This is a genomic window from Mycobacterium sp. KBS0706 (genome assembly GCF_005938675.2).
Taxonomy (GTDB): Bacteria; Pseudomonadota; Alphaproteobacteria; order DSM-16000; family Inquilinaceae; genus Inquilinus.
The window spans coordinates 12,519-38,365 of the sequence record NZ_VCCH02000044.1; the positions used below are offsets into that span (position 1 = coordinate 12,519).

Genomic DNA, 25,847 nt, shown 5'->3' on the forward strand with positions numbered 1-25,847 from the left:
CGCCGATGTCCGCCGAACACCCCGCCGCCCCCGCGGCCCCGCCGAAGCTTTCCGCCGTCGAAGGCGTGAAGGAACAGAGCCGATTCCTGCGCGGCGGCATCGCCGCCGACCTCCTCACCCCCGGTCCCTCGGTCACCGAGGAAAGCTATAACCTGCTGAAATTCCATGGCAGTTATGAGCAGTACGACCGCGACACCGCGACGCCGCGGAAAAAGCAGGGGCTGGAGAAGGAATACCAGTTCATGGTCCGCGCCCGCATCCCGGGCGGGCGGCTGACGGCCGAGCAGTACCTGGCGCTCGACGCCATCGCCGACAGGTATTCCAACGGAACGCTGCGGATTACCACGCGCCAGGGAATCCAATTCCACGGCGTTCTGAAGGGAAACCTGAAGGCGACGATCGCCGACATCAACCACTCGATGCTGACCACCATGTCGGCCTGCGGCGACGTGGTGCGCAACGTCATGACCACCCCGGCGCCGATCCGCGACGCGGTGCATGCGCGGCTGGAGGCGGATGCCCGTTTCCTGTCGACGCGGCTGCTGCCGAAGAGCCGGGCCTATTACGAGCTGTTCCTCGACGAGGAGAGCCAGGCGCCGGCCGAATCGGTCGACGAGCCGCTGTACGGCGCCACCTACCTGCCGCGGAAGTTCAAGATCGGCCTCGCCACGCCCGAGGACAACTCGATCGACCTGCTGACCCAGGATCTCGGCATCCTCTCGGTGTTCGAGGGCGACCACCTGGTCGGCTACAACCTCAATCTCGGCGGCGGCCAGGGGCTGACCCACACCAAGGCCGGCACCCATGCCCGCATGGCGTCGCCGATCGCCTCGGTCGGCCCGGGCGAGCTGCTGCAGGGCGCCGAGGCGGTGATCCGCCTGTACCGCGACCACGGCAACCGCACCGACCGCAAGCGCGCCCGGCTGAAATACGTGCTCGACGACATGGGGCTGGACTGGACCCGCAAGGAGCTGGAGCGCCAGTTCGGCCGGGTCCTGGCCGACCCGCTGCCGCATGCGCCGTTCCAGGTGCCCGACCATCTCGGCTGGCATGAGCAGGGCGACGGCCGCTTCTGGCTCGGCCTGCCGGTGGCCAGCGGCCGGATCGAGGACGGCCCGAAGGTGCGGCTGCGCACCGCGCTGCGCGCCCTGTTCGAGAACTGGGCCAAGCCGGCGGTGCTGACGCCGCAGCAGGACATCCTGATCGCCGACATCGCGCCTTCGGAGCGCGACGAAATCGAGGCCCATCTGCGCGCCCACGGCGTGGTCTTCGCCGAGGACCTGACCGCCGTCCGCCGCTGGACCCTGGCCTGCCCGGCCCTGCCGACCTGCGGCCTGGCCCTGTCCGAGGCCGAGCGCATCCGCGAGCCGCTGGTCGATTCGATCGAGGTCGCGCTGCGCAAGCACGGGCTGATCGAGGAGCGGATCAGCATCCGCATCACCGGCTGCCCGAATGGCTGCGCCCGCCCCTATGCCGGCGACATCGGCCTGGTCGGCCGCACCCCCGGCACCTTCGCCCTGTTCGTCGGCGGCGATTTCGAAGGCACCCGGCTGAACGCCAAGCTGACCGAGAAGGTGCCGGAGGCGGCGATCGCCGACACGCTGGACCCGCTGCTCGGCGCCTTCGCGCAGGAGCGGCTGCCGGGCGAGGGCTTCGGCGACTGGTGCCACCGCCAGGGCATGGACAAGCTGGCCACGCTGCTGCCCGGCGGGAAGGCGCTCTGATGCTGCCGATCGCGCTGTGCCCAGAGGCCGTGCCGGTCGCCCTGGTCGGCATCGGCGACAAGACGGTGCATCGCCTGGCCCAGCTGGACGAGGCCGGCTTCACCGTTACCGTATTCTCCGACGCGCCGTCGCCGGATCTCGTGCTCGCCGCCGGCGACCGGCTGCGGCGCCGCCTGCCCGGCGCGGCCGATCTCGGCGCCCAGCGTCTGCTGCTGGTGGCCGACCTGGACGAGGGCCGCGCAGCCGACCTCGCCCTGCTGGCCCGCCGCCTGGGCCTGCTCGTGAACGTCGAGGACCGCACGGCGCTGTGCGACTTCCACCTGCCGGCGATCGTCCGCCGCGGCGACCTGGTGGTGGCGATCTCGACCGGCGGCCAGAGCCCGCGCCTGGCCGGCCGGCTGCGCCGCGCCGCCGAGCGTCTGATCCACCGCGACTGGGGCGCCCGCCTGGCCCGGCTCGGCCTGCTGCGCTCCGAGCTGCGCGCCCAGGGCAAAGGCCCGGCCGAGATTTCCCACGCGGTCGACGCCATGATCGACGGCGAAGGCTGGCTCGGCCGGCCGGGAGCTTGAGCGGTCAGACGGTGCGCTTCGCTGCATTCGCGGCGACGATCTTTCGTCCCGGTCGGCCTCAGGCTTTGTCGAGCGGGAAGCCCCTGAACGGCTTGATCTCCTTCAGCACGAACATCGTCTGCATCTCCTTGATCCCGGGCAGGCGGCGCACCACCGCCATGGCGAAGTCGGCATAGCTGTCGAGGTCGGGGGCGACGACCTGCAGCAAAAAATCCGAATCGCCGGCGATGCTGTAGCAGGCGACCACCTCCGGCAGCTGCCGGACGCTCTCCGAGAACTCCTCCGCCTCCGCCTCGCTGTGGCTGTCGATCCTGACCCGGATGAAGGCGAGCACGCCGAGGCCGATCCGCCGCCGGTCCAGCAGCGCCGCATAGCCCTGGATGACGCCGTCCTCCTCCAGCTGGCGGACCCGGCGCCAGCAGGGCGAGGTCGACAGCCCGACCTCGGCTGACAGCGCCTGGTTGGTCAGCCGGCTGTCCTGCTGCAGGGCGGCCAGGATGCGGAGATCGACCGGTTCGAGCATGATCTACCTTGTGGAAAATGATTCTGGGTAGACCCTACCAAAGATCTTCGCAGACGGCGCAAGGATAGGCAGGATCGACCAGCCGGCCGGCGGTATCCTGCCTGCAGACAGCATCCGCGAAAGCCGCCATGACTCAAGATCTCCGCCTCGCCATCGTCGTGAACCCCGACCTGCCGCTCGGGCTGATCGCCAACACCGCCGGCGCCATCGCCATCGGCCTCGGGGCCCGGCTGCCGGCCCTGGCGGCGCGGCAGCTGACCGACCGCCACGACCGCACCATCGACATCAGCTCGAACCAGCCGGTGCCGGTGCTGCAGGCCGATGCGGAGGCGATCCGCGCGCTGCTGCTGAAGGCGCTGGCCCGGCCGGACGAGAGCGAGCGGGCGGTCGTCCCCTTCCCGGCCTTCGCCCGGTCGCTGCACGCCTATGCCGACTACGAGGCCGCCTTCCCCGGCCGCGACCTGGGCGAGGAGGCGATCGACGGGCTGGGCCTCGCCGGTCCGGCGAAATGGGTGAAGTCGCTGACCGGCTCGCTCAAGCTGCTGCGCTAGCCTACTCCGGATCCTCCGGCCAGCGCCGGGCGTGCTCGGGGATGATCACGCCGGGCAAGGCCCGGCTGGTCCAGATATGGACGGCGTCGCCGAGGTCCAGCGGCGCGTCGAGCGAGCCGCCCTTGATGCAGACCTCGTCCTCCCGGTCCTTGTCGCCGTCCCAGAGGCGGGACCCACAGTCCGGGCAGAAGGAGGAGACGATCGTCCACCCGGATTTCGTTGGCCGCGACCAGCGGCTGGGCGTGCCGCCGAGCAGGCGGAGGTCGGCGCTGCGGAAGAACGCCGAGATCCCGAAGGCCGAGGCCGACTGCTTCCGGCATTCGCGGCAGTGGCAGACATACAGGCCGAGCGGCGGGCCGGTGAGCTCGTAGCGGACCTGGCCGCATTGGCAGCCGCCGGTGCGGGATAGTCCGGCCGTTGAGGCGCTCATGGCTCATCCTCCTGAAGCGGCGACAAAGGCAGGCCCGCCATGATGCCTGCCTTCTCGGCCACGCGAAAATCGATCTTGGACCTGTGTGACGCCGGTGACAGCGATCCCCCGCCCGACCAGGGCAGCTTGAGGATCAGCATCCAAGGGAGATCCGAGATGACCATGATCGTTTCACCCCGCGAGTCCCGGGCACCGACCATCCGGCCGGCAATCTGGACGATGACCGGCGGCATCGCCTGGGTCCGGCATCGGCTGCGGATCCGGCGGGACGCGGCGAAGCTGCTGGCGCTCAGCGACCACCTGCTCGCCGATATGGGCATCCGCCGTGATCAGGTCAGGCACGCCGTGCACGACGGCTACCGCACCCCGCAGTGACAGAGCCTCAGCCGCCGGTCGTCAATCGCAGCCGGAAGCGGAACTGCAGCGTGCCCTCGCACCACATCGGAAAGTTGGTGCCCCATTTGTTGTTGTGCAGGTTGATCCGCACGCCGCCGGAGACATCCGGCAGGCCGGGGGCGAAGGGCATGAAGGGCGAGGCCACCGGCGCCGCCAGCGGCGCGTCGAGCGATTGCAGCAGGCCGATGCCGCCATCCGCCAGCCGGCCGCGGAGGCCGGACACGGCCTGCAGCTGGCCGCCGCCCTTCGGCGTGATGCGGTCGGCCGGCTGCCACAGCCCCATCTTGCGGAAGTCCCAGCCCTCGACCCCGGCCGGGGTGAAGCCGAGGAAACTCGCCTCCGGCATCCGGTTCGCCGGCTTGTCGCGCAGCACCAGGATGAGGTCGAGCCCGTCTTCCGCCGCCACGATCCGCAGCTCCGCCCGCCGCGGCGCGCCGAACACTTCATGGGCCTCTTCGGGCAGATCCAGCAGCAGCGACGCACCCGATTCGTCCTGCGCCAGCCCAGCCAGGCGCGGCCGCCAGACGGCGGAACGCGCAGTCCGGGCCCGCTCCAGCCCCGGCTTGCCGTGGTCGAGCAGCGCCCATTCCAGCCGCTGGGTCAGATAGAACTGCATATGGGCGGCGACATCGGCGGCGTCGTAGCTCTCATAGCCATAGGCGATCAGGCTGCCGCCGATCCCCTCCAGCCCACGGCCATCCGGCGCGGTCAGCGCGGTCACGGCCCCGGTCGTGCCGTCGACGCCCAGCCGCCAGTCGCCGGCCCGAACCTCGACGAGTCCGGCCGCCGGCATGTCCCCTTCGACGGGTTCGCCCGGCCGCAGCTCCGCCAGCGCCTGGTCCGCCGCCGGCCGGTCTGCTGGAGCCAGCGCCTCCAGGGCTGCGTCGAGATAGCCGCGCTGCTCGGCCCAGGAGCTCTCGGTGAAGCGGAAACGCGGGTCGCGCTGCCGGGCCGCCTCGAACTCCGGCCGATCCCAGGCCGCCTCATCGCGCAGGAAGGTCTTCACGTCGACGCCGCAGGTGTGCTCGGCGACCATCGCCAAGCGCCGGCCGAAGGCCAGGCGGCCGGCATCCAGCCCCTGCTCCGCGAACCGGTCATAGACCCGCTGCAGCGCCAGGAACCGGGCGGTCTTCTCCGGATCGCTGGCGCTGCCATGGATCCAGCTGTCGCCGATCTCGCGGTCGACCACCGGGAAGCGCTCGCGCTGCGGCCAGACCCCGGCGGCGAAATCGTCCAGGGTCGAGGCCCGGACCGCGGCGCCCGGATTCGCCGCCCGGATTTCGCGATGGCATTCCGCCGCCGCCGAGATGCCCTGCGGCCCGACATTGTCCGAGGTGTGGGCGAAGCTCAGCCCCTGGTCCATGCCCTCGGGGAAGAAGGTGGCGCCGTAGCTGCTCTGATACGCCACCAGCACCTCCTCGCCCGACGGCGCGCGCCAGCGGAACAGCGGCGGCACCTCGGGCAGGGTCGAGGCCGAGTTGACGCCGATATGCAGGAAGCGGATGCCGGCTTCGGCCAGGATCGGCACGATGCCCAGCGGGTGGCCCGGCACGTCGGTCATCTTGGCGGCGATGGTGCTGGTGCCGAAGCGCCGGTCCAACTCCTGCGCATAGGACAGCCCGGCGCGGAACAGCGCCGGCGACATCAGCTCGGTGTGGGTGGTGAAGGGCAGGCCGTGCCAGCGGATCAGCCCGCGCTCGATCGCCCGCTCCAGCCGCCGCACCTTGTCGCGCGGCTGGGTCTCGAGATGGTCCCAGATCAGCCAGGCCCCGGTGGTCCAGACGAACATGCGCTGCGCCGGGTCCTCGGCGAAGAAATGCTCGCCGGTGTCGATCGCGCGCGGGATGAACACCTCGTGATATTCCCGCCGCACCGCCTCGGCCAGCTGGGTGAAGCCGATGTCGAGATGCGTCTTGAAGACGAGGTGGATCGTCCGGCCGGTCATCGTCTCATCCATGATGGCGTGATGGGTCAACCCACGGTGCTGCGGACGACCAGCTTGGTGCGGATCGTCTCGACCAGCGGCGGGGCGGCGCGGTGCTGCAGGCGCTGCAGGATCAGCCGCACCAGCGCGGCCACCCGCTCCTCGACATCGATCTTGATGGTCGTGAGGTCGTAGCTGCGCCAGGCGGCCTGGTCGATGTCGTCGAAGCCGACGACGCTGACCTCTTCCGGCACCCGCAGGCCCAGGGCATGGCGCAGGGCATCGAGCGCACCGAAGGCGCTGACGTCGTTGGCGGCGAACACCGCCTCAGCCCCCGGCCCGCCGCGGAACAGCTCGATGGTGGCGTCATGGCCGCGCTGGTAGCTGAAATCGCCCTCCACCACCGCGGCCGGCGGCAGGCCGCGCGCCGCCAGCACCTGCTGCAGCGTGCGCAGCCGCGCCGTGTTGGCCTGGGCCTTCGGGTTGCCGGCCAGATAGGCGAAGCGCCGCCGGCCGAAGCCGGACAGCAGCGCCACCGCCTGCTCGATGCCGTCACGCTGCAGCACCCGCAGGCAGTCGAACCGGTGCATCCCCGATTCCGGGAGCGGCCCGGGGTCGGTCGCCTCGTTCGGATAGTCGACATAGACCGGCACCGCCTGGTCGAAGGCGCGGTGCAGCTGGTCGGGCGGCACGTTCTCGGTGAACACCACCACGCTGTCCGGGTTGTAGGCCCGCATATAGGACAGCAGCTTCGGGTCCAGGCTGCGGTCGACCTGGGTCTTGAACAGCAGGGTAGCGAAGCCACGCGCCTGCAGCGCCGTGGTCAGCGCGTCGATCTCGAGGCTCTCCCAGGGGCTGCAGACATGCGGCACGATCACGCCGACCAGATGCGACCGCTGCGTCGCCAGCGCCCGGCCGGCCATGTTGGGGACGTAGTTCATCTCCTCGGCGATGCGCAGCACCAGCTCGCGCTTGTCGGCCCTGAGCGGCGCCTTCGGGTTGAACGCCCGGGACACCGCCGCGCGAGAGACCTTGGCCCGGTCCGCCACGATCTCGGCGATGGATTGTCTCTGGTCCTCTCGTGCCACCGGCCCCTCAACAAACTGAAATCGCTTTCAGCCACACTGAGCAGGCGGACTTGGGCTGTCAAGCGTGGTTCCGTGGAAATCTGGCAGGATTCCTTGCATTCTATCGATTCCCGGGCGGAGCATCAGCGACATCCGGGATCCAGAACGATCGCGATTGACGGAGAACTGAAAGCGTGTTCACTTTTGGGCGAAGCCGCATCCCGCCTGAAGGATGCGCCGCCTTGGGGAGGACAAGAGCGCATGACCGCACATCGCCTGGGGATTCTCGCCGCCGGCCTGCTCGCGACCCTGTCCTGGGGCGCGCCGGCCCAGGCCGCCGACCTGTCGATCGTCTGCCGCTGCGTCGAGGGCGGCGTGAACACCGAGCTGGCGACCTGGATCAAGACCTGGGTCATCCCGGAATTCGCCAAGTCCCCGGCCGGCGCCGGCAACACCGTGACGCTGAAGAGCTTCGGCGGCACCGACGAGCAGCTGACGCAGCAGCTGGCGCTCGACTTCTCCACCGGCGCCGGGGCCGACGTCTCCAGCTTCGACGGCTTCCTGATCCCCAGCTTCGTCGAAGGCGGCCTGTTGAAGCCGCTCGACGAGATCGCCGGCTCCGAGGTCGACGGCTGGGACGGCTGGCCGCACATCTCGGCCGGCGCCCAGGCGTTGATGTCCTACCAGGGCAAGCGCTTCGGCCTCGCCGAGGGCACCGATGTCCGCGTCATCTTCTACCGCCGCGACGTGTTCGAGAAAGCCGGGCTGAAGGCCGAGGGCTGGCAGCCGGCCAGCTGGGACGAGCTGCTGGCCACCGCCCGCGCCCTGAAGAAGGCCGATCCGGACAGCTTCCCGCTGCAGATCAATGCCGGGGTCTCGATGGGCGAGGCCACCACCATGCAGGGCTACTACCCGCTGCTGCTCGGCGCCGGCGAGGCGCTGCAGGACAAGGATGGCAAGTGGATCACCGGCAGCCCGGCGATCCTGGCGGCGCTGACGCTGTACAAGACCATCTATGTCGACGAGAAGCTGGGCGACCAGCGGGCCCAGCTGCTGGCCGACGGCCGCAACCGCAGCTTCGCCAATTTCCGCGACGGCAAGACGGCGATGCTGGTCGAGGGCGACTGGTTCTACCGCTCGGTCACCGCGCCGGGCAGCGAGTTCGCCGTCGCCGACCGCGACAAGACCATGGGCTGGGCCAAGATCCCGGCCGAGGCCGCGGGCCGCGGGCTGGACGGCCGCGACTTCGTCACCATCTCCGGCGGCACCGGCTTCGTGCTGAACCCGAACACGCAGCACCCGAAGGAGGCCTGGGCGCTGCTGGCCTTCATGAACAGCCAGACGGCGCTGGCCGCCTATCAGGGCTTCGAGGAGCGGATCCGCATCCGCGACGACGTGCCGGTGCCGAACTCCGCCTTCCTGCAGGACACCGCCAAGGCGCTGATGCCGATCACCACGGCGCGGCCGAACGACCCGAACTACGACAAGGTCTCGGCCGAGCTGCAGCGCATGACCGAGGCCGTGGTCTCCGGCACCGCCACGCCGGAGGAAGCGATGGCCCGCTACGGCGCCGCCGTGAAGAAGATCGTCGGCGAGGCCAACACCGTCAGCAAGGGCTGAGGATGGGGCCGGGGCTTGATGTGCCTGCAAGGCTGATGACCTCCCCCTCCCCTTGCAGGCTGCCCGCTTCACACATCGGTGAAACGAGCTTTTTAAAGTCAAAGAAGGCGACATCCGGATGCCCTGACCCCGCGAGGGGAGAATAGTGGAGAGACGCCCCACCCTGCTCTCCGCCCGCACCGGGGCCGCCTTCATGGTGCCGGCCGGGGTGCTGGTCGGGCTGTTCGTCGTCGTGCCGTTCTTCTGGATCATCGCGGTCAGCTTCACCAACCGCACCCTCTTGGGCCGCACCGCGCTGCACCCGGATTTCGTCGGGCTGCAGAACTACACCTCGCTGTTCGACGGCGGGTCCTTCTTCGCGCCGGGAGAGTTCGGCGCCTCGCTGATCCTGACCGTCCAGTTCGTGCTGCTCTCCGCCCTGATCGGCCAGGCCCTGCTGGGCCTGCTGCTGGCCTGGCTGCTGCAGAATGTCCCGCCGGCGCTGAAGGCCGCGGTGCAGGCGGCGGTGGTGGCGGCCTGGATCCTGCCGGAGGTGGTGATCGGCTTCGCCTGGTTCGCCTATCTCGACCGCGACGCCGGCACGCTGAACGGCATCCTCGGCGCTCTCGGCCTGCCCCGGCCGGACTGGCTCCTGGAGATGCCGTTCCTGGCCATCGTCGTGTTCAACACCTGGCGCGGCACCGCCTTCTCGATGATGCTGTTCTCCTCGGCGCTGCAGTCGATCCCGCCGAGCTATTTCGAGACCGCGAACGTCGTCGGCGCCTCGTCCTGGCAGAAGCTGCGGGACATCGCCCTGCCGCTGATCCGCGGCCATGTCGTCACCGACCTGATCCTGGTGACGATGTGGACCTTCAACGTGTTCACGCCATTCCTGCTGACCGGCGGCGGCCCGTCCTTCCGCACCGAGATCCTGTCGATCTACACCTACCAGCTGGCCTTCAAGCATTTCGAATTCGGCCGCGGCGCGGCGGTCGGCGTCGTCATCATGCTGATCAACCTGGCCTTCGCGCTGGTCTATCTCGGCCTGGCGCGGCGCCGCCGGGCCGCGGCGGAGCATTGACATGCCGCTGCGCCCCGTCCTCCTCCGCATCCTGTTCGCCGGCCTGGCGGCGCTGATCGGCCTGGTCTTCGCCCTGCCGCTCCTCTGGTTCCTGCTGGCGCCGTTCAACGCCCGGGCGGAACTGGGCTTGGCGGTGCCGGACCCGTTCACCCTCGGCAACTTCGCCAAGGCGTTCGAGAACGGCTTCGCCATGCGGGCGCTCTTGAACAGCCTGATCCAGAGCGTCGGCGGAGTCGCCCTGGTGACCGCGGCGGCGACGCTGGCGGCCTATGCCATGTCGCGCGCGCCGGTGCCGGGCAAGGGCGCCATCACCTATCTGCTGCTGCTGTTCTCCTCGGTCGTCTCCGGCTCCGCCGCCATGGTGCCGATCTTCCTGATCGTCAGCGCCATCGGCCTGGTCGACACCCACATCGCGGTGATCCTGGTCTTCGCCGGCGGCCTCTTGCCGACCGCGATGTTCATCCTGCGCGACTTCATCGACGGGCTGCCGCGGACCTATGAGGAATCGGCGCTGGTCTCCGGCGCCTCGCCGCTGCGCGCCTTCTTCGACGTCGCCCTGCCGGTGATCCGCCCCGGCGTCGTGGTCGTCGCCGTCTGGGCCTTCGTGCAGATCTGGGGCAGCTTCCTGATCCCCTTCGTCCTGCTGCGCAGCGAATCCCGGATGCCGGCGGCGCTGGCGATCTACTCCTACTATTCCGAGGCCGGGACGCCGGTGGTCACCCTGCTCTCCGCCTATGCCGTGGTCTATTCTGCGCCGGTGGTGGCCCTGTACCTCTTCGTCAGCTGGAAGTTCGGCTTCCGCTTCTTCGGCGGCATCAAATCTTGAGCGAGACTCGATGGCTTCGGTAACTCTCGAGCGTGTGCAGAAGGCCTTCGGCGACCTGACCGTGGTGCGCGACATCGACCTCGAGATCGGCGACGGCGACTTCGTCTGCCTGCTCGGCCCCTCCGGCTGCGGCAAGACCACGACGCTGCGCATGGTGGCGGGGCTGGAGCAGCCGACCGGCGGCCGTATCCTGATCGGCGGCGCCGACGTCACCCGCAAGCCGCCGAGGGACCGCAACCTGTCGATGGTGTTCCAGGACTATGCCCTGTACCCGCATATGTCGCTGGGCCAGAACATCGGCTACCCGCTGAAGGTCCGCGGCGCCCCGGTCGAGGCTCGCCGCAGCCGCACCCAGGAGGTGGCGGACATCCTGCAGATCGGTCATCTGCTGGACCGGCTGCCGTCGCAGATCTCCGGCGGCCAGCAGCAGCGCGCCTCGCTGGCCCGGGCCCTGGTGCATCCGTCCCAGGTCTATCTGTTCGACGAGCCGCTCTCCAACCTCGACGCCAAGCTGCGGCTGGAGGCGCGGGCCTTCCTGAACCACCTGCAGCGCGACATCGGCATGACCGCGATCTATGTCACCCACGACCAGGCCGAGGCGATGGCGCTGGCCACGAGGGTGGCGGTGATGGAGGCCGGGCAGGTGGTGCAATACGCCCCGCCGCTCGAGGTCTATCGCCGCCCGGCCACCACCTTCGTCGCCGGCTTCGTCGGCAACCCGCCGATGAACCTGGTGCCGGTGGAGGCCGCGCGGCAGGACGGCGCGGCGGTGCTGGCGGCCGACGGGCTGCAGGCCCCGCCCCTGCCGCTATGGGATGCACTGGCCCGGGCGATCGACCGCGGCAGCAAACTGACACTGGGCATCCGGCCCGAGCATCTGCGTATCGGCGGAGACGACTGGCACCTCTCCGGCGAACTGTTCGCCAATGAGGGCATGGGGCCGGAAAGCCTAGTCACGCTTATGCTGCCGGGCGACCGGCGCGTCACCGCCCGGATCTTCGGCGACGAGCCGCTGAGCCTCGACCGCACGGTCCGGCTCGGCTTCCGGGCCGAGGACGCAGTAGTCTTCGACGCCGAGGGACGCCGCATTCCCGGCCCAGGGGAGGAGCCGTGACCCAGGCGCTGAGCGTCCGGGTGACGGCCACCGAGGGCCCCTACCGCCCGGTGCCGGTCGAGATCCGGCCCGGCACCACCCGGATCGACGTGGCGATGGCCTATGCCAAGGCCGGCGACTGCATCATCGATCTCGGCCTCTTCGACCCGCGCGCCACCGCCTTCCCCAGCCCGGCCGGCTTCCGCGGCTGGAGCGGCGGCGCCCGCGACGCATTCTTCATCGCCACCGACGACGCCACGCCGGGCTACGTGCCGGGGCCGATTCCGGCCGGGACCTGGACCATCCTGCTCGGCCTGTACCGGGTGCCGCCGGGCGGCGCCGAGGTGGCGCTGACCATCCGGCTCGACGACATGCCGCGCCCCGACTGGTCGCCCGAGCCGGCGGCCGAGGCGCATCACCGGACGCCCGGCTGGTATCGCGGCGACCTGCACTGCCACACCCATCACAGCGACGCCCGCGGCGGGCCCGAGCTGCTGCACGAGGCGGCGCGGCGGGCGGGCTTGCGCTTCCTGGCCGTGACCGACCACAACACCACCACCCAGCGCCGCTACTTCTCGCCGCGCAGCACCCCGGATCTGGTCTTCGTGCGCGGCGAAGAGATCACCACCGCCGACGGCCATGCCAATGTCTTCGGCGCCGAGGACTGGATCGACTTCCGCATGACCGCGCCGGCCGATTCGCACCGCCTGGCGGAGGCGGTGCGCCGCGCCGGCGGCATCTTGTCGATCAACCACGACAAGCCGCCGATCCCGTGGCGGCACGAGCTGCCGGCGCTGGACTGCATGGAGGTCTGGCAGTCGCACTGGTTCGCCGGCAACTGGATCTCGCTGGCCCACTACGACGAGCGGCTGCGGCAAGGCCGGCGGATCTCGCTGATCGGCGGCAGCGACTGGCACCAGCCGGCGATCTTGGCCCCGCCCGGCCCGCTCGGTCCAGGCCGGCCGGCCACGGCGCTGTGGCTGCCGGAGCTGTCGGAACGGGCGGTGCTGAAGGCGCTGCGCGCCGGCCGCGGCTATGTCACCGAGGGGCCGGACGGACCGCATCTCTCCGTCACCTCCGGCGGCGTGCCGATGGGCAGCACCCGGCTCGGCGGCACCGTCTGGACCGTCGAGGCGGAGGTGCGCGGCGCCGCCGGCGACCGTCTGGTCTGGGTCGATGCCGGCGGCATCGTCGCCGAGCAGGAGATTCCGGCGGAGGGCTGGATCGGCCGGCTGACCCTGCCCTCGCCCGACCGCTTCCTGCGCGCCGAGATCGTCGCCGCCGCCAGCCGCCCGCGGCTCGAGGCCGAGTTCCTGCGGGCGCTGGCAGGCCGCAGCCTGCCGGCCGGCGTGACTCGGCAGGAGATCGCGGCCCAGCCGCTGCGCCGGGCATTGAGCAACCCGATCTATGTCGGGTGAGGCTGCCAGGCCCGTCGCAGCCGGCTCCGCTCCGCCTATTCGAACATCCCCTTCGGCGTCTGACCCTTGAGGAACGGCTCGATCACGGCCGCCAGCAGCTCGGTCTGGCCGATCACGGCGGTGTGCGAGGTCGCCGGCAGCACGGCGAGGCGTGAGGCCGGCAGCGGCTGGCCCATGTCGCCCATGCCGCCGCCGCCGAGCAGCCGGAACAGCGCCACCGAATGCTCCAGTGTCGCCACATCGGCGTCGCCGGTGATGATCAGCACCGGGGTCTTCAGCGCCTTGACCTCCGCCTCCCACGCCATCGGCTCCTTCTCCAGCGCGATCAGCTTGCGCACCAGCTCGGGGAAGCCATCGGGGTTGGCGGCAAGCTTGCGATACGCCTCGGCGAAGACCGGCATGTCGACGAACATCTCCACCGTCATCTGCGGGATGAACTCCCGGAACGCCGGCTGCCAGCCCTGGGCGTCATAGGCGACGGAGGCGGCGACGAGCTTGTTCACCTTGTCCGGGTGGCGGATCGCCAGCTGCAGCCCGGCGGCGGCGCCCATCGAATAGCCGAACACATCGGCCTTCTGCAGCCCCACCGCTTCCATGAAGGCGGCCGTGTCGTCCGCCAGGGCAGGATAGGTGATCGGCCGGTCGATGTCGGTGGTGCGGCCGTGGCCCTGGAACTCGAACGCATAGACCTTGTGGGTCTCGGCCAGCTTCGGGATGATCGCGCCCATCGACGGGATGTTCATATAGGCGCCGTGCAGCACGACCAGCGGGTCGCCGCTGCCGGAGACCTCGTAATAGACCTGCATGCCGTTGACCTCGACGCGGGCGCCCGCCGGCTGGGCCTGGGCGAAGGCGGGGCCGGCGACGAGCAGGGCCGCGGCAAACAAGGCGGTGCGGATCATGGGGCTTTCCTCTCCAGCGGGTGCGGTTTCGCTGACGCTGTCGATAAGACGAAGCACCCCTGCCCCGATCCGACACGGCCGCAGCAGAATCTTTGCGAAGGCATCCGGATGAAGATCCGCATCCGCCCGGCCCGGCCGGAGGACAGGGACGCGCTCGGGGCGCTCAAGCTGCGCGCCTCGCTGGCCTGGGGCGATCATGTCGAGGAATTGCAGGCGCTGCCCGAGGCGCGGCAGGTTCCGGCCGGGCACCTGCCCGCGGCCATCGTCGCCGAGTTGGACGGCGCGATCGTCGGCTTCGCCACGGTGCTGGCGCGCGGCGCCGGTGAGGCCGAGTTGGAGGACCTGTTCGTCGATCCCGCTTCCTGGCGTCGCGGCATCGGCGCCCGGCTGGTGGCCGAGGCCGAGACGCGCGCCGCCGCGCTCGGCACCCGTTCGCTGCATGTGATCGCCCATGAACGGGCGCGGGCCTTCTACGAGCGCTGCGGGTTCCGGGTCGTCGGCACGGCGATGACCGCCTTCGCCCCGGCCCCGGAGATGCGGAAGGATCTCGCGCGCTGACCGCAGGCCTGTCCAGCTACAGCAGGGCCACGCCCACCGCGGTGTTGACCACGTCCCTGACCGCTCTCAAGACCGCGTTGATGATGTCCTGGATCTCCTTCAGGACGCGGTTGGCGAACCTGACGATCACCGAGGCCGCGGCATCCAGCGACGCCGCCACCTCGACATCCGCGATGTCCTTCGTGAACGTGCCGTCGGCGAGCCGCCCTCCGGTCACGGCGAGGCTGCGGGCGATCGACGCCATGGTCGGGATGACATGCTGCTCGATGTCTTGGACGACACCCCGAAACGAGATTTCGGCCTGTCCGGTCAGGGCGGACAGGATTTTCCGCGTCGCGCTATCCAGGCTGGAGCTCGGCATGGGAGTCTCTCCTACTCATTGCCCAGCGGCTTGATGTCTCGCTCAGCGCCAACGAGTTCGTTGAGGCTGATGGCAACCGCGCTGACGATCGGGGCGTCGCTTTGCCCGGGCGAGAAGATGTTGAAGATCGGCGGCACCGAGAAGAGCGTCGTGCAAAGCACGGCCTTCGCCGACCGGTTGCACCGCAACTGGTGCTGGCTTCTGAGCCGCTCCATGTTGTTCTGGGCGAGCCGCACCAGGATGGTGATGCAGCTGGCGCTGTCCGCCTCTCCCTGCGGGGACGCTGCGGCGATCGACGGCGCGGCCTGGTCCCCCAGGGGGAGTGGAACCTTCTTGGCGGCGTCCAGCGCGCGCCCGCAGGGAACGCCGCCGCTCAGGCTCTCCGAGCGCATCCGGATCACCGCCAGGCGTGCTTCGAAGTCGGCATATTGTGACGCGTGCTCGTCGTAGTAGCCCTTCGGCGTGCCGGCGACCATCTGCATCCCCGCCGCGAATCTGAGGAAGTCGGACTGCAGGGCGCTGGCCTGGTCATCGATGTCGCTGCTGTATGGCGCCGTGAGCTGGACCGTGCACCCTGCGACGAGAGTGGTCGCCGCGATGCCCCTCAGCAGGCGGCGCACGCGACGCCCCCATGCCGCCAGGCGTATGGAGAAAGCGAGCTCTGTATTGCTCATCGAGTTCTCCTGAACTTGTTTTCCATTATTGAAATAAATCGAGAAATCTTGGCTATATGAAATGAACTCTCAAACCGCTCTCAATAATTATACACCGCCCTTAATCACATCAATGAAAGGCTAACCTAGCTAGAGAGCGTTCTTGATCACGCCGACGAAGGTGCGTCGCCCGTCCCTGATCCGCCCCTCGGAGTCCAGCTTGTACGTCGTCCGGGTCACCGCCTGTGAGACGTTTCCGCCGATGACGTCGACTTCGCCGTCGCGGATTGCGACGACGATGTCGGAATGACTGCAGAAGCTGCCCGCCGTGCCCTCGCGGATCTTCTTGAGCTCCCTCCTGGCCTCGGCAAAGGTCGATGGCGGCCTGCGGCAATCACGGCCGGTCCGGCTCGACCAGAGGAGATCGCCGATGCCGGGCGCGGTGACGCCGGGATCCTCGACCGAGAGCCCCGGGAACCTCCCCGAATCGATCTTCGAGACGTAGATCGAGTGGTTCTCATGCGAGGGAAAGCGCTCGCCGGAGCCGGCCTCGATGAAGCAGAACGAGATGAAGGCTGCCGACCATGCCGGAGGATCCCTGCCGTCGAGGTCGATGTCGATCGACCGCCAGTAGTCTCCGACAAAGGCGAAGAACGGAGAATCTTCCTCCATTTTGGGGCCGGCAAATCCCGCTTGGGTACTGTCGATCGCGACGCGCGGCCCGCCCCAGCGGTCCCATTCCGCTCGCGCCACCCTGACCAGATCGTCGACGAAGGCCATTGCCACCTCCCCTCAGACGAAGTCGCCTGCTGCACGAGACCATGTCCTTGTCTTCAGCTTTGCCCGCCGGGTCTCGAGCGCGGCCTTCAGGTTCTGCACGCGCTGGGGCTCTCCGTCGCCGCCGACTTCGAGCAGGGCTTCGAACGGCTTTCTGGCGCCGAGCGCCGCCTGCAACTCGTCGAACCGGGCGCGCCCCTGGTGCCTGACATCCATCACGATGCAGCACAGGTCGGCGCCGCGGCCGTCCAGCCCCAGCCGCCGGTCCGCTTCCTTCACCAGGCGGCGGGCCGTGTTGATCATGTGCTGGACCTGCAGCAGCCGCACATCCGGGTGATGGCCAGTCCAGTGGATCAGCTTGGCCGCGGCGATGACCTCGGCATCCTCCACATCGTCGAGCGTTGGGTTGAGGAAGAGTTGCAGCGGCTCGGTCGAGCCCGCATCCTCCATGGGGATGACCCTCGCCTCCTCGACCTTGACGATGCGTCCCGCCTGGACCTCGAGATTGGGGAAGTAGTCCTCGACCTCGGGCCGCTGCAGCATGTCGCGAAACCAGCGGATGAAATCGCCGTCCGGAACGTGGGCGGCGAACTGGCCGAACCCGAAGGTGAAGCGCGCGCGATCGAAGGTGTTCAGCGAGATGAAGCTTTGCCCTTCGCAGATCGCCGTCGGTTCGATGAAATCGCACCAGAACGGATGTACGGCTTCGAAGTCCTTCGCGACGTAGAGGACCTTCCTCGCCTCCTCCGACCCGAAGAAGCCGCGGTCGTTCGACAGCCCGAACCGCTCCCCGCCGAACCGGACCTTCGAAGCGATGGCGAAGGCTTCGCCGTCGTCGGCTCGCGCCGAGAAATGCCTGCCGTCGCGCACGATGTCGAAATGAATGGCCATGAGGCCCCCCGAAATGCGCAAACCCAATGAATTCTGAATGCGTCGGCATCGGCTCGGCGGGAGCAGAAAACACCGCCGGCCACGATCAAACCATTCCATATATTATACACAAATGGTAATAAGATTACAGCAGGCATATTTTCATGGATATTTAAGATCGCCTGCAGCGCGCTTGAGACAATCGCTTCAGGCACTTCAGCCTGCTGTCCTGCCGCAACAGATCAATCCGCGCGACCGGCACGCGGAATCGCTGTCTATGGTCCGGGGCGCGGGCTCGCCCCGTCTCGTCCCGCAGAGCGGCGCGCCGCCCCGGCTACTCCGCCGGCTTCGGATGGGCCGGCGGCGCGTCCGCCTCGACCACCCGGTGATGGTCGCGGGCGAGGTAGGTGTAGACCATCGGCACCACGAACAGGGTGAACAGCGTGCCGATCGACATGCCGGAGGCGATCACCAGCCCGATCGAGAACCGCGCCGCGGCGCCGGCGCCGCTGGCATAGAGCAGCGGCACCACGCCCAGCACCATCGCCGCCGTGGTCATCAGGATCGGCCGCAGCCGGATCGCCGCCGCCTGCTCGATCGCGTCGCGCCGCGACAGCCCCTGCTCCTCCTGCAGCTTGTTGGCGAACTCCACCATCAGGATGCCGTGCTTGGTGATCAGCCCGACCAGCGTGATCAGCCCGATCTGGGTGTAGATGTTGATGCTGGCGCCGGGCACGGTGATGACGATGCCGAGCAGCTTGCCGATCCCCGGCAGCATCGAGCCGAGATTCAGCGCCGCCAGCGCGCCGAAGATCGACAGCGGCACCGACATCATGATGATCAGCGGGTCGCGGAAGCTCTCGAACTGCGCCGCCAGCACGAGGAAGATCACGATCACCGCGAAGGCGAAAGCGATCATCACCGTGTTGCCCTCGGTGATGTACTGCCGCGAATCACCCTCGTAGTCATAGGTGACGCCGCGCGGCAGGATGCGGTCGGCCGTCTCCTGCAGGAAGGTCAGCGCCTGGCCCAGGGTGACGATCACCGGGGTCGGCACCCCCTGGATGGTCGAGCTGTTGAGCTGGTTGAACTGGGCGAAGGCATTCGCCGTCGCCTGGGTCTTCAGCGTCACCACCGAGGACAGCGGGATCAGGGCGCCGCTGGCGGTGCGGACGAAGTACTTGTTCAGCTCCTCCGGGTTCAGCCGGCTCTCCTGCGCCACCTGCGGGATCACCTTGTAGCTGCGGTTGTCGCGGTCGAACCGGCCGATGTCGTTGCCGCCCAGCATGACGTTCAGCGTGGTGCCGACGTCGTCCATGTTGATGCCCAGCGCCGCCGCCTTGTTGCGGTCGATCTCGACCGACAGCTCCGGCCGGTCGAAGGACAGGGTGGCGTTGGCGAACAGGAACAGGCCGCTCTTGCGCGCCTCGTTCGCGATCTGCTGCGCCATCTCGTAGACCAGCTGAGGCGAGCCGGGGGCCTTGATCACGAACTGGATCGGCGGGCCGCCGGAGGAGCCGGGCAGCGCCGGCGGCGTGACGACGAAGCCCTCGACCCCGGCGATGCCGCTGACCACCTGCTGGACCTGGGCCTGGATCTCGGCGCCGCTGCGGGTGCGTTCGCCCCATGGCTTGAAGGTCATGCCGCCGAAGCCGGAGGCCAGCGAGCCGGCGCCGTTGACCGCGAAGATCGCGTCGTGCTCCGGGATCGCCTGCAGGTCCTTGATCAGCTTGTCGCTGAACCGGTTCATGTATTCCAGATTGGCGTAGCGCGGCCCCTCGAGGATCATGAACACGAAGCCCTGGTCCTCCTCCGGCGCCAGCTCGCTCGGCGTGTTCGCGAACAGGAAGGCCGAGGCACCGAGCAGCACGACGGCCAGGAAGATGGTGACCGGCCGGTAGTTCAGCGAGTGGCGCAGCCGCCGGTGGTACCAGCCCTGCAGCCCGGTGAAGAAACGGTCGACCGCGCGCTGGAACCGGCCCCCGCCTTCGCCATGCGGCTTCAACAGCTTGCTGGTCATCATCGGCGACAGGGTCAGCGCGACGATGCCGGAGATGATGACGGCGCCGGCCAGGGTGAAGGCGAATTCGCGGAACAGCGCCCCGGTCAGGCCGGTGGCGAAGCCGATCGGGGCATAGACCGCGGCCAGGGTGATGGTCATCGACACCACCGGCCCGGCGATCTCCGCCGCGCCCTGCAGCGCCGCCTGCCTGGGCGTCAGCCCCTCCTCGATATGGCGGTGGATGTTCTCCACCACCACGATGGCGTCGTCGACCACCAGGCCGATGGCCAGCACCATGGCCAGCAGCGTCAGCGTGTTGATCGAGTATCCCAGGGCATAGAGGCAGAACAGCACGCCGATCAGCGACAGCGGGATGGTGACGATCGGGATGATCACGGCGCGGAACGAGCCGAGGAACAGCAGGATGACCACGACCACGATCGCCACCGCCTCGGGGATGGTCTTGCCGACCTCCCAGATCGAGGCCTCGATGAACTCGGTGGCGTCGTAGACGATCTCGCCGCGCATGCCCTCCGGCATCTGGCGCACGATGTCCTGCATCGCCGCGCGCACATTGGCCGCCGTGGTCAGCGGGTTGGCGGCGGGGGTCGGGTTGATGGCGATGAAGATCGCCTCGCGGCCGTTGAAGGTGACGCGCGCGTCGTAGCTCTCGCTGCCCAGCTCGACCCGGGCCACGTCCTTCAGCCGGACGATGTTCGACCCGTCCGAGCGCACCACCAGGTCGCCGAAGGCCTCGGCCGTGCGCAACGTGGTGTCGGTGCGGATGGCGAAGGTGACCAGCTCGCCCTCGGTCCGGCCCGGCGCCGACTGGAAGTTGTTGGCCCGGATCGCCGTCACCACATCGGCCGCCGTCACCATGTGCGCGGCCAGCCGCATCGGGTCGACCCAGACCCGCATGGCGAAGCTCTTGGCGCCCAGGATGTCGGCATCGGCCACGCCCTCGGTGGTCGAAAGCTGCGGCTGCACCACCCGGGTGATGTATTCGGTCACCTCCTCCGGCGACATCCGGTCGCTGTCCAGCGCGATGTACTGGATCGCGATGTCCTGGCCGGTGCCCTTCACCACCACCGGGTCCTTCGATTCGTCCGGCAGGTCGTTGCGGACCTGCTGCACCTTGGTCAGCACCTCGGTCAGCGCCGAATCGGGGTTGGCGTTCAGCCTCATATGCACCGACACGGTGCTGACGCCCTGGACCGAGGAGGAGGTCACGTAGTCCAGCCCCTCCGTGCTCGCCACCGCCTGCGCGACCGGGGTGGTGATGAACCCCTGCATCAGGTCGGCGCTGGCGCCCGGATAGGCGGTGGTGATGGTGATCACCGTCTCTTCGGTCTTCGGGAACTGGCGCACCGGCAGCGACGCCAGCCCCTGCAGCCCGAGCAACAGGATCAACAGGCTGATCACCGAGGCCAGCACCGGCCGGCGGATGAAGATCGAGGTGAAGTTCATCGTTCCCCCTTCCCGGCCGGCTCAGGACCCAGCCGGCGGAGGACGGGTGGGGTCGACCGAGTTGTCGATCACCACCGGGAACCCGTTCTGCAGCTTGAGCTGGCCGGAGGTGACGACCTGGTCGCCCGCCTTCACCCCCTCGACGATCTCGGCGAGATTGCCCTGGCGCTGGCCGACCCGGACGAAGACCTGCTCGACCGCCAGCTGCGGCCCGGCCGGCGCCTGGCCCTCTCCCTTGGCGGCATCACCTGAGGCCGCCGGCGGCTGCTGGCCGGCCTCCGCCGGCTTCTCGCGGATCGCGAAGACGGTGTCGCCATAGAGGCTGAAGGTGATCGCGGTCTGCGGCACGGTCACCACATTGGGCCGCTCCGGCAGGATCAGCCGGACATTGGCGAAGAAGCCGGGGCGCAGCTTGAGGCCCGGATTGTCGATGGTCGCCCGCACCTTGACCATGCGGCTGGCGGCGTCGACCACCGGCTCGATGCCGCTGACCTCGCCGCGGAACACCTCGTCCGGGAAGGCATCGGCCCGCACCTCGACCTTCTGGCCCTGGCTGATGCGGCTGAACGCCTGCTCCGGCAGGGTGAAGTCGGCATAGACCTGGTCCAGGCGCTGCAGCGTCACCAATGCGTCGCCGGCGGCGACGTAGCGGCCGATGTCGATCTTGCGGATGCCGACCATGCCGGCGAAGGGCGCCATCACCGCCTTCTTGTCGATCGTCGCCTGGGCGCGGGCGATCTGCGCCTGCGCCTTCAGCAGCTCGGCATTGGCGGAATCGAGGTCGGATTGCGGGGCGTTGCCGCGCGACCGCAGCGACGACACCCGGTCCAGGACCCGCTGCGCCAGATCCATTGCGGCCTGGTACAGACGCACATCCGCCTGGTCGATCGAATCATCCAGCTGCACCAGCCGCTGCCCGGCCTGGACCGTGTCGTTGGCCTTGAAGTCGATCGACTTGACCGTGCCTGCGACCTCGGAGGCGACCTCGATGCCCTCGACCGCGGAGACGCTGCCGATGCCCTCGAGATAGTCGGTCCAGGTCTTCGCCTCGGCCTTGGCGGCGGAGACGGTGACCGGCGGGATCTGCGGATTGGCGAACATCTCCGCCACCACCTGATCGCGCTTGAGGTTCATGCCGACGAGCCCGCCGACAACGACGATCAGGGCGATTCCGACCAGGATGAAGCGGAGGATCATGCGCAATTCCGTCCCCAGGCCCGCGTTGATCATACGGGCTCGTGCTGTGAATCGAAAAGCGCAGCACCATACACTAGACCGCGACGCCCAGCCTAACTTGAAACATACATGCATGTACGGCATGGGTAACCGAGGCGCGCATGCCGCGGCGGCATCGCTTCGCCGCCGCCGCCAACGGCCTTCGCATCGACGCGTTCACCGACTAAGGTGCGGCTGAGACTGGACGGGACCCCGCGCCATGCAAGTCTATCTGCCGATCGCCGAGGTCTCGGTGAACGCCCTGCTGATTCTCGGCATGGGCGGGCTGGTCGGTTTCCTGTCCGGCCTGTTCGGCGTCGGCGGCGGCTTCCTGATGACGCCGCTCCTGATCTTCATCGGCATCCCGCCGGCGGTCGCGGTCGGCACCCAGGCCAACCAGCTGGTCGCGGCCAGCGTCTCCGGCATGCTGGCGCATCTGCGACGCGGCAATGTCGACCTGAAGATGGGGCTGGTGCTGCTGGCCGGCAGCGTCGTCGGCAGCGTGCTGGGGGTCCGGCTGTTCAGCCTGCTGCAACTGCTCGGCCAGATCGACCTCGCCATCAACCTGTTCTACCTGCTGTTCCTCGGCACGGTCGGCGCGCTGATGCTGGTCGAGAGCCTGCGGTCGATGCTGCGACGCCGCCGATCTCCCGGGCAGCGGCGGAAGCTGCACAAGCACGGCTGGTTCCACGGCCTGCCGTTCAAGACCCGGTTCCCGAAGTCGCGGCTGTACATCAGCGCCCTGGCGCCGATCGCGATCGGCGCGCTGGGCGGCTTCCTGACCGCGATCATGGGCATCGGCGGCGGCTTCATCCTGGTGCCGGCGATGATCTACCTGCTCGGCATGCCGGCCTCGCTGGTGGCCGGCACCTCGCTGTTCCAGATCATCTTCACCACCGCGCTGGTCTGCTTCCTGCAGGCCTTCCAGAACCAGACGGTCGACGTGCTGCTGGCCCTGCTGCTGCTGGCCGGCGGCGTGATCGGCGCCCAGTTCGGCACCCATGCCAGCGGCCGGCTGCGCGGCGACCAGGCCCGCGCCCTGCTGGCCACGCTGGTGCTGATCATCTGCATCAAGGTCGGCTTCGACCTGATCGGCACGCCCGCCGACCTGTTCACCGTCGCCATGCGCCGGGGGGGCTGAGCCGTGCGGCGCATCGTTCTCGCCGTCGCCATCTGGGCCGCGGTCCTGGGCCTGTGCCGACCCGGCGCCGCCCAGGACCTGGTGGCCGATCTGTCCGACCACGTCATCGCCATCAACACCGGCTTCACCGGCACCAAGGTGCTGCTGTTCGGCGCCACCGAGGGCGAGGGCGACGTCGCGGTGGTGGTGCGCGGCCCGGCCGACCGGGCCACGGTGCGCGAAAAGGACCGCGTCGCCGGGGTCTGGCTGAATCATGCCAGCATGAAGTTCAGCGGCGTGCCCGGCTTCTACGCCGTGGCCTCGAGCAAGCCGCTGGAGCAGCTGGCCGCGCCGAATGTGCTGGAGCGCGCCGGCATCGGCCTGAAATACCTGCAGCTGGCCGTCAGCGACGACGACCGCGAGGCCGGGCCCGAGGCCATCGCCGCCTTCCGCGACGCGCTGATCCGCGGCCAGCAGCGCAGCGGCCTCTACGTCACCGACACCGGCCAGGTCAGCTTCCTCAGCGGCCGCCTGTTCCGGACCCGGATCGAGTTCCCGGCCAATGTCCCGACCGGCCAGTACCAGGTCGAGGCCTATCTGTTCCGCGGCGGCCAAGTGGTCGACGCCCAGACCACGCCGCTGATCGTCGGCAAGGTCGGGATGGGCGCCGAGATCTACGAATTCGCCCAGAACGATCCGGCGCTGTACGGGCTGGCCGCCATCCTCGTCGCCGTCGCCGCCGGCTGGCTGGCCAGCGTCGTCTTCCGTCGTCCCTGATGCGTTCCCATCTATCGAGGGTGCCATGACCGACAACGCCCCAGAGACCAAGCACGAGCTGCCGCGCATCTTCCTCGTCGTCGTCGACGACAGCGAGGAGTGGCGGGCGGCGCTGCGCTACGCCTGCCGCCGGGCCCAGCACACCGGCGGCCGGGTCGCCCTGCTGCACGTCATCAGCCCCAGCGAGATCCAGCATTGGGGCGCGATCGAGGACGTGCTGCGCGAGGAGGCCCGGCACGAGGCCGAGCAGCGGCTGCAGCGGGTGGCGCGCGAGGTCAACCAGCTGACCGGCACCATCCCGATCCTGCACATCCGCGAAGGCGCCGCCCGCGACGAGCTCCTGGCCCTGATCGCCGAGGAGCCGTCGATCTCGATCCTGGTGCTGGGCGCCGACACCACCTCCTCCGTCGGCCCCGGCCCGCTGATCCAGTACCTGACCAGCAGCAAGGCCATCGCCCGGCTGCGGATCCCGCTGACCATCGTGCCGGGCCACCTGACCACCGACGCGATCGACGCCCTGAGCTGACGCGCCCCTCCCGCGCAAGGCCGGCCGCTTGACGGCGCCACCCGGCGGTGGCATCCGAGCGTGACGGGTGCCGCCAGGCCCTGCCTTCGATGAATCGAGACATGGACGAGCCAGACAGTCGTCCCGACCGGGACGAACCACGGAGGCGACCCGACCGGATCGCCCCGCCAGGGAACGGACGGCCCAGCGCCGCGCCGGCCGAAGGGCTCCGCTAGACACCGCGGTCCCGGCCCGGCGATGCGCCGGCACCAGGGGACAGACCGCGATGCTGCGCATCTACACGCTTTCGAATGCCCGTTTCGTCACGATCGACCCGTCGGAGGGCGCCGCCTTCCCGCCGGACATGGTCTGGATCGACCTGTTCAACCCGACCGCCGAGGAGGAACGGCTGGCCGAAGCGCAGCTCGGCCTGTTCCTGCCGACCCGCGAGGAGATGCAGGAGATCGAGGCGTCGAGCCGGCTGTACCAGGAAGACGGCGGCATGTTCATGACCGCCAGCGTGCTCTACGCCACCGAGACCGACGCGCCCGGCACCGCCCCGATCACCTTCGTGCTGAAGGGCCAGACCCTCGTCACCATCCGCTATGCCGAGCCGAAATCCCTGGCCGGCTTCATCGCCCATGCCGAGCGCCAGCCGATGCTGTGCCCGTCGGGCTCGGCCACGCTGATCGGCCTGCTCGAGGCCATCGTCGACCGCACCGCCGACATCCTGGAGCGGGTGGCGGGCGAGGTCGACGCGCTGTCGCAGCGCATCTTCAAGGTGCATGAGGCGGTGCACAAGCGCACCACCAACGAGGAGCTGGAGGCCAATCTCAAGCAGATCGGCCGCAGCCAGAACCTGGTGTCGAAGGCGCGCGAGAGCCTGGTCAGCCTGGCCCGGCTGCTGAGCTTCCTGGCGGTCGGCGACGCCACCAAGGACAAGGTGTTCCGCACCCATCTGAAGAGCCTGAGCCGGGACGTGGCGTCGCTGACCGACCACGCCACCTATATCGGCAACAACATCACCTTCCTGCTCGACGCCTCGATGGGGATGATCAACATCGAGCAGAACGCGATCATCAAGATCTTCTCGGTCGCCGCGGTGGTGTTCCTGCCGCCGACCCTGGTGGCCAGCATCTACGGCATGAACTTCGAGAGTATGCCGGAGCTGCATTGGGCGGCCGGCTATCCCTGGGCGCTCGGCCTGATGGTGCTGTCGGCCGTGCTGCCCTATCTGTGGTTCAAGCGGAAGGGTTGGCTGTAGGACGGCCTGCCGTCACCCGTGCCGCTCCCACCATCGTCATGGCGAGCCCCGCAGGGGCGTGGCCATCCAGTGGCACCGCCCTCTGGATGGCCCCTTTCTAAACTCAACGGGGCGGCTTCGCCTCCTCGCCATGACGGCTTTGTGATCACCTGAACAGACCCAAGGGCCTCGGCAT

Annotated in this window: 26 protein-coding genes; 14 read left to right on the forward strand and 12 right to left on the reverse strand. The window is 69.0% G+C overall.

Annotated features, from left to right (window positions below; all coding sequences use genetic code 11):
* Positions 1–5 precede the first annotated feature (5 nt).
* Together FFK22_RS22810 and FFK22_RS22815 are read left to right on the forward strand one after the other, a co-directional pair.
* Complete coding sequence (locus FFK22_RS22810; RefSeq protein ID WP_138890027.1) at positions 6–1,724, forward strand: NADPH-dependent assimilatory sulfite reductase hemoprotein subunit; 1,719 nt, start codon at positions 6–8, stop codon at positions 1,722–1,724.
* Entirely contained in the window at positions 1,724–2,293 is a 570-nt protein-coding gene (locus FFK22_RS22815) for a bifunctional precorrin-2 dehydrogenase/sirohydrochlorin ferrochelatase (protein WP_138890028.1), read from the forward strand. The genes FFK22_RS22810 and FFK22_RS22815 overlap by 1 nt, the downstream gene beginning before the upstream one ends.
* 58 nt (positions 2,294–2,351) lie before the next feature.
* On the opposite strand, the gene FFK22_RS22820 is transcribed toward FFK22_RS22815, so the two are convergent.
* Positions 2,352–2,816: an Lrp/AsnC family transcriptional regulator gene (locus FFK22_RS22820; protein ID WP_138890029.1), complete on the reverse strand. Its 465-nt coding sequence runs from the start codon at positions 2,814–2,816 to the stop codon at positions 2,352–2,354.
* A 128-nt stretch (positions 2,817–2,944) separates the two neighbouring features.
* Between FFK22_RS22820 and FFK22_RS22825 the strand changes: the two genes are divergently transcribed.
* Positions 2,945–3,367, forward strand: coding sequence for a DUF2000 domain-containing protein (locus FFK22_RS22825; RefSeq protein WP_138890030.1), 423 nt, complete (start codon positions 2,945–2,947; stop codon positions 3,365–3,367).
* A gap of 1 nt (position 3,368) precedes the next feature.
* Here the strand turns inward: FFK22_RS22825 and FFK22_RS22830 are convergent, their stop codons facing one another.
* Both FFK22_RS22830 and FFK22_RS43120 read right to left on the reverse strand, forming a co-directional pair.
* The gene (locus FFK22_RS22830; RefSeq protein WP_138890031.1) at positions 3,369–3,797 is read right to left on the reverse strand and encodes a GFA family protein; all 429 of its coding nucleotides are present in this window, start codon (positions 3,795–3,797) and stop codon (positions 3,369–3,371) included.
* Positions 3,794–3,937, reverse strand: coding sequence for a hypothetical protein (locus FFK22_RS43120; protein WP_186002598.1), 144 nt, complete (start codon positions 3,935–3,937; stop codon positions 3,794–3,796). Before FFK22_RS43120 ends, FFK22_RS22830 begins: the two co-directional genes overlap by 4 nt.
* Positions 3,938–3,953: 16 nt before the next feature.
* Between FFK22_RS43120 and FFK22_RS22835 the strand changes: the two genes are divergently transcribed.
* Positions 3,954–4,172, forward strand: a complete 219-nt coding sequence (locus FFK22_RS22835; RefSeq protein WP_186002599.1) for a DUF1127 domain-containing protein — start codon at positions 3,954–3,956, stop codon at positions 4,170–4,172.
* Between the two features lie 7 nt (positions 4,173–4,179).
* On the opposite strand, the gene FFK22_RS22840 is transcribed toward FFK22_RS22835, so the two are convergent.
* Positions 4,180–6,138 (reverse strand): DUF5054 domain-containing protein, encoded by a 1,959-nt coding sequence (locus FFK22_RS22840; RefSeq protein ID WP_138890033.1) that lies wholly within the window; start codon positions 6,136–6,138, stop codon positions 4,180–4,182.
* A gap of 26 nt (positions 6,139–6,164) precedes the next feature.
* Positions 6,165–7,205, reverse strand: coding sequence for a LacI family DNA-binding transcriptional regulator (locus FFK22_RS22845; protein ID WP_221938783.1), 1,041 nt, complete (start codon positions 7,203–7,205; stop codon positions 6,165–6,167).
* A gap of 240 nt (positions 7,206–7,445) precedes the next feature.
* On the opposite strand from FFK22_RS22845, the gene FFK22_RS22850 reads away from it, so the two are divergent.
* The 5 genes from FFK22_RS22850 to FFK22_RS22870 all read left to right on the forward strand — a co-directional run bounded on the left by FFK22_RS22850 (position 7,446) and on the right by FFK22_RS22870 (position 13,201).
* Positions 7,446–8,804 (forward strand): extracellular solute-binding protein, encoded by a 1,359-nt coding sequence (locus tag FFK22_RS22850; protein ID WP_138890034.1) that lies wholly within the window; start codon positions 7,446–7,448, stop codon positions 8,802–8,804.
* A 145-nt stretch (positions 8,805–8,949) separates the two neighbouring features.
* Complete coding sequence (locus tag FFK22_RS22855) at positions 8,950–9,864, forward strand: carbohydrate ABC transporter permease (protein WP_221938784.1); 915 nt, start codon at positions 8,950–8,952, stop codon at positions 9,862–9,864.
* Position 9,865: 1 nt separating this feature from the next.
* A complete protein-coding gene (locus FFK22_RS22860) occupies positions 9,866–10,690 on the forward strand; it encodes a carbohydrate ABC transporter permease (protein ID WP_138890035.1) in 825 nt (274 codons plus the stop codon).
* Between the two features lie 10 nt (positions 10,691–10,700).
* Entirely contained in the window at positions 10,701–11,804 is a 1,104-nt protein-coding gene (locus tag FFK22_RS22865; RefSeq protein ID WP_138890036.1) for an ABC transporter ATP-binding protein, read from the forward strand.
* Entirely contained in the window at positions 11,801–13,201 is a 1,401-nt protein-coding gene (locus FFK22_RS22870) for a CehA/McbA family metallohydrolase (protein WP_138890037.1), read from the forward strand. Before FFK22_RS22865 ends, FFK22_RS22870 begins: the two co-directional genes overlap by 4 nt.
* 35 nt (positions 13,202–13,236) lie before the next feature.
* Here FFK22_RS22870 and FFK22_RS22875 read toward each other — a convergent pair whose 3' ends face one another.
* Positions 13,237–14,103 carry an alpha/beta fold hydrolase gene (locus FFK22_RS22875; RefSeq protein WP_138890038.1) on the reverse strand — a complete coding sequence of 289 codons (867 nt, stop codon included), beginning with the start codon at positions 14,101–14,103 and terminating at the stop codon, positions 13,237–13,239.
* 108 nt (positions 14,104–14,211) lie between these two features.
* Between FFK22_RS22875 and FFK22_RS22880 the strand changes: the two genes are divergently transcribed.
* A complete protein-coding gene (locus FFK22_RS22880; RefSeq protein WP_138890039.1) occupies positions 14,212–14,661 on the forward strand; it encodes a GNAT family N-acetyltransferase in 450 nt (149 codons plus the stop codon).
* 16 nt (positions 14,662–14,677) lie between these two features.
* Here the strand turns inward: FFK22_RS22880 and FFK22_RS22885 are convergent, their stop codons facing one another.
* The 6 genes from FFK22_RS22885 to FFK22_RS22910 all read right to left on the reverse strand — a co-directional run bounded on the left by FFK22_RS22885 (position 14,678) and on the right by FFK22_RS22910 (position 21,988).
* On the reverse strand, positions 14,678–15,022 hold the full coding sequence (locus tag FFK22_RS22885) for a hypothetical protein (protein WP_138890040.1): 345 nt from the start codon (positions 15,020–15,022) through the stop codon (positions 14,678–14,680).
* 11 nt (positions 15,023–15,033) lie between these two features.
* Positions 15,034–15,696 carry a hypothetical protein gene (locus FFK22_RS22890; RefSeq protein WP_138890041.1) on the reverse strand — a complete coding sequence of 221 codons (663 nt, stop codon included), beginning with the start codon at positions 15,694–15,696 and terminating at the stop codon, positions 15,034–15,036.
* Positions 15,697–15,825: 129 nt separating this feature from the next.
* Entirely contained in the window at positions 15,826–16,455 is a 630-nt protein-coding gene (locus FFK22_RS22895) for a DUF2272 domain-containing protein (RefSeq protein ID WP_138890042.1), read from the reverse strand.
* A 12-nt stretch (positions 16,456–16,467) separates the two neighbouring features.
* The gene (locus tag FFK22_RS22900; protein WP_143956859.1) at positions 16,468–17,370 is read right to left on the reverse strand and encodes a hypothetical protein; all 903 of its coding nucleotides are present in this window, start codon (positions 17,368–17,370) and stop codon (positions 16,468–16,470) included.
* A 286-nt stretch (positions 17,371–17,656) separates the two neighbouring features.
* Entirely contained in the window at positions 17,657–20,791 is a 3,135-nt protein-coding gene (locus FFK22_RS22905) for an efflux RND transporter permease subunit (RefSeq protein WP_138890044.1), read from the reverse strand.
* Between the two features lie 21 nt (positions 20,792–20,812).
* Entirely contained in the window at positions 20,813–21,988 is a 1,176-nt protein-coding gene (locus FFK22_RS22910) for an efflux RND transporter periplasmic adaptor subunit (protein ID WP_186002600.1), read from the reverse strand.
* A 238-nt stretch (positions 21,989–22,226) separates the two neighbouring features.
* Between FFK22_RS22910 and FFK22_RS22915 the strand changes: the two genes are divergently transcribed.
* The 4 genes from FFK22_RS22915 (at position 22,227) to FFK22_RS22930 (ending at position 25,672) form a co-directional block, all read left to right on the forward strand.
* On the forward strand, positions 22,227–23,147 hold the full coding sequence (locus tag FFK22_RS22915; RefSeq protein ID WP_138890046.1) for a sulfite exporter TauE/SafE family protein: 921 nt from the start codon (positions 22,227–22,229) through the stop codon (positions 23,145–23,147).
* 3 nt (positions 23,148–23,150) lie between these two features.
* Positions 23,151–23,903: a TIGR02186 family protein gene (locus FFK22_RS22920; RefSeq protein WP_221938785.1), complete on the forward strand. Its 753-nt coding sequence runs from the start codon at positions 23,151–23,153 to the stop codon at positions 23,901–23,903.
* A 25-nt stretch (positions 23,904–23,928) separates the two neighbouring features.
* Positions 23,929–24,429, forward strand: a complete 501-nt coding sequence (locus tag FFK22_RS22925; protein WP_138890047.1) for a universal stress protein — start codon at positions 23,929–23,931, stop codon at positions 24,427–24,429.
* A 265-nt stretch (positions 24,430–24,694) separates the two neighbouring features.
* Complete coding sequence (locus tag FFK22_RS22930; protein ID WP_138890048.1) at positions 24,695–25,672, forward strand: magnesium transporter CorA family protein; 978 nt, start codon at positions 24,695–24,697, stop codon at positions 25,670–25,672.
* Positions 25,673–25,847: the final 175 nt, after the last annotated feature.

Excerpts from the sequence above, each read along its gene's own strand:
- FFK22_RS22810 (WP_138890027.1), top strand. The coding sequence starts at position 6 with ATGTCCGCCGAACACCCCGCCGCCCCCGCGGCCCCGCCGAAGCTTTCC.
- FFK22_RS22815 (WP_138890028.1), top strand. The coding sequence starts at position 1,724 with ATGCTGCCGATCGCGCTGTGCCCAGAGGCCGTGCCGGTCGCCCTGGTC.
- FFK22_RS22820 (WP_138890029.1), bottom strand. The coding sequence starts at position 2,816 with ATGCTCGAACCGGTCGATCTCCGCATCCTGGCCGCCCTGCAGCAGGAC.
- FFK22_RS22825 (WP_138890030.1), top strand. The coding sequence starts at position 2,945 with ATGACTCAAGATCTCCGCCTCGCCATCGTCGTGAACCCCGACCTGCCG.
- FFK22_RS22830 (WP_138890031.1), bottom strand. The coding sequence starts at position 3,797 with ATGAGCGCCTCAACGGCCGGACTATCCCGCACCGGCGGCTGCCAATGC.
- FFK22_RS43120 (WP_186002598.1), bottom strand. The coding sequence starts at position 3,937 with ATGCTGATCCTCAAGCTGCCCTGGTCGGGCGGGGGATCGCTGTCACCG.
- FFK22_RS22835 (WP_186002599.1), top strand. The coding sequence starts at position 3,954 with ATGACCATGATCGTTTCACCCCGCGAGTCCCGGGCACCGACCATCCGG.
- FFK22_RS22840 (WP_138890033.1), bottom strand. The coding sequence starts at position 6,138 with ATGACCGGCCGGACGATCCACCTCGTCTTCAAGACGCATCTCGACATC.
- FFK22_RS22850 (WP_138890034.1), top strand. The coding sequence starts at position 7,446 with ATGACCGCACATCGCCTGGGGATTCTCGCCGCCGGCCTGCTCGCGACC.
- FFK22_RS22860 (WP_138890035.1), top strand. The coding sequence starts at position 9,866 with ATGCCGCTGCGCCCCGTCCTCCTCCGCATCCTGTTCGCCGGCCTGGCG.
- FFK22_RS22865 (WP_138890036.1), top strand. The coding sequence starts at position 10,701 with ATGGCTTCGGTAACTCTCGAGCGTGTGCAGAAGGCCTTCGGCGACCTG.
- FFK22_RS22875 (WP_138890038.1), bottom strand. The coding sequence starts at position 14,103 with ATGATCCGCACCGCCTTGTTTGCCGCGGCCCTGCTCGTCGCCGGCCCC.
- FFK22_RS22880 (WP_138890039.1), top strand. The coding sequence starts at position 14,212 with ATGAAGATCCGCATCCGCCCGGCCCGGCCGGAGGACAGGGACGCGCTC.
- FFK22_RS22885 (WP_138890040.1), bottom strand. The coding sequence starts at position 15,022 with ATGCCGAGCTCCAGCCTGGATAGCGCGACGCGGAAAATCCTGTCCGCC.
- FFK22_RS22890 (WP_138890041.1), bottom strand. The coding sequence starts at position 15,696 with ATGAGCAATACAGAGCTCGCTTTCTCCATACGCCTGGCGGCATGGGGG.
- FFK22_RS22895 (WP_138890042.1), bottom strand. The coding sequence starts at position 16,455 with ATGGCCTTCGTCGACGATCTGGTCAGGGTGGCGCGAGCGGAATGGGAC.
- FFK22_RS22905 (WP_138890044.1), bottom strand. The coding sequence starts at position 20,791 with ATGAACTTCACCTCGATCTTCATCCGCCGGCCGGTGCTGGCCTCGGTG.
- FFK22_RS22910 (WP_186002600.1), bottom strand. The coding sequence starts at position 21,988 with ATGATCCTCCGCTTCATCCTGGTCGGAATCGCCCTGATCGTCGTTGTC.
- FFK22_RS22915 (WP_138890046.1), top strand. The coding sequence starts at position 22,227 with ATGCAAGTCTATCTGCCGATCGCCGAGGTCTCGGTGAACGCCCTGCTG.
- FFK22_RS22925 (WP_138890047.1), top strand. The coding sequence starts at position 23,929 with ATGACCGACAACGCCCCAGAGACCAAGCACGAGCTGCCGCGCATCTTC.
- FFK22_RS22930 (WP_138890048.1), top strand. The coding sequence starts at position 24,695 with ATGCTGCGCATCTACACGCTTTCGAATGCCCGTTTCGTCACGATCGAC.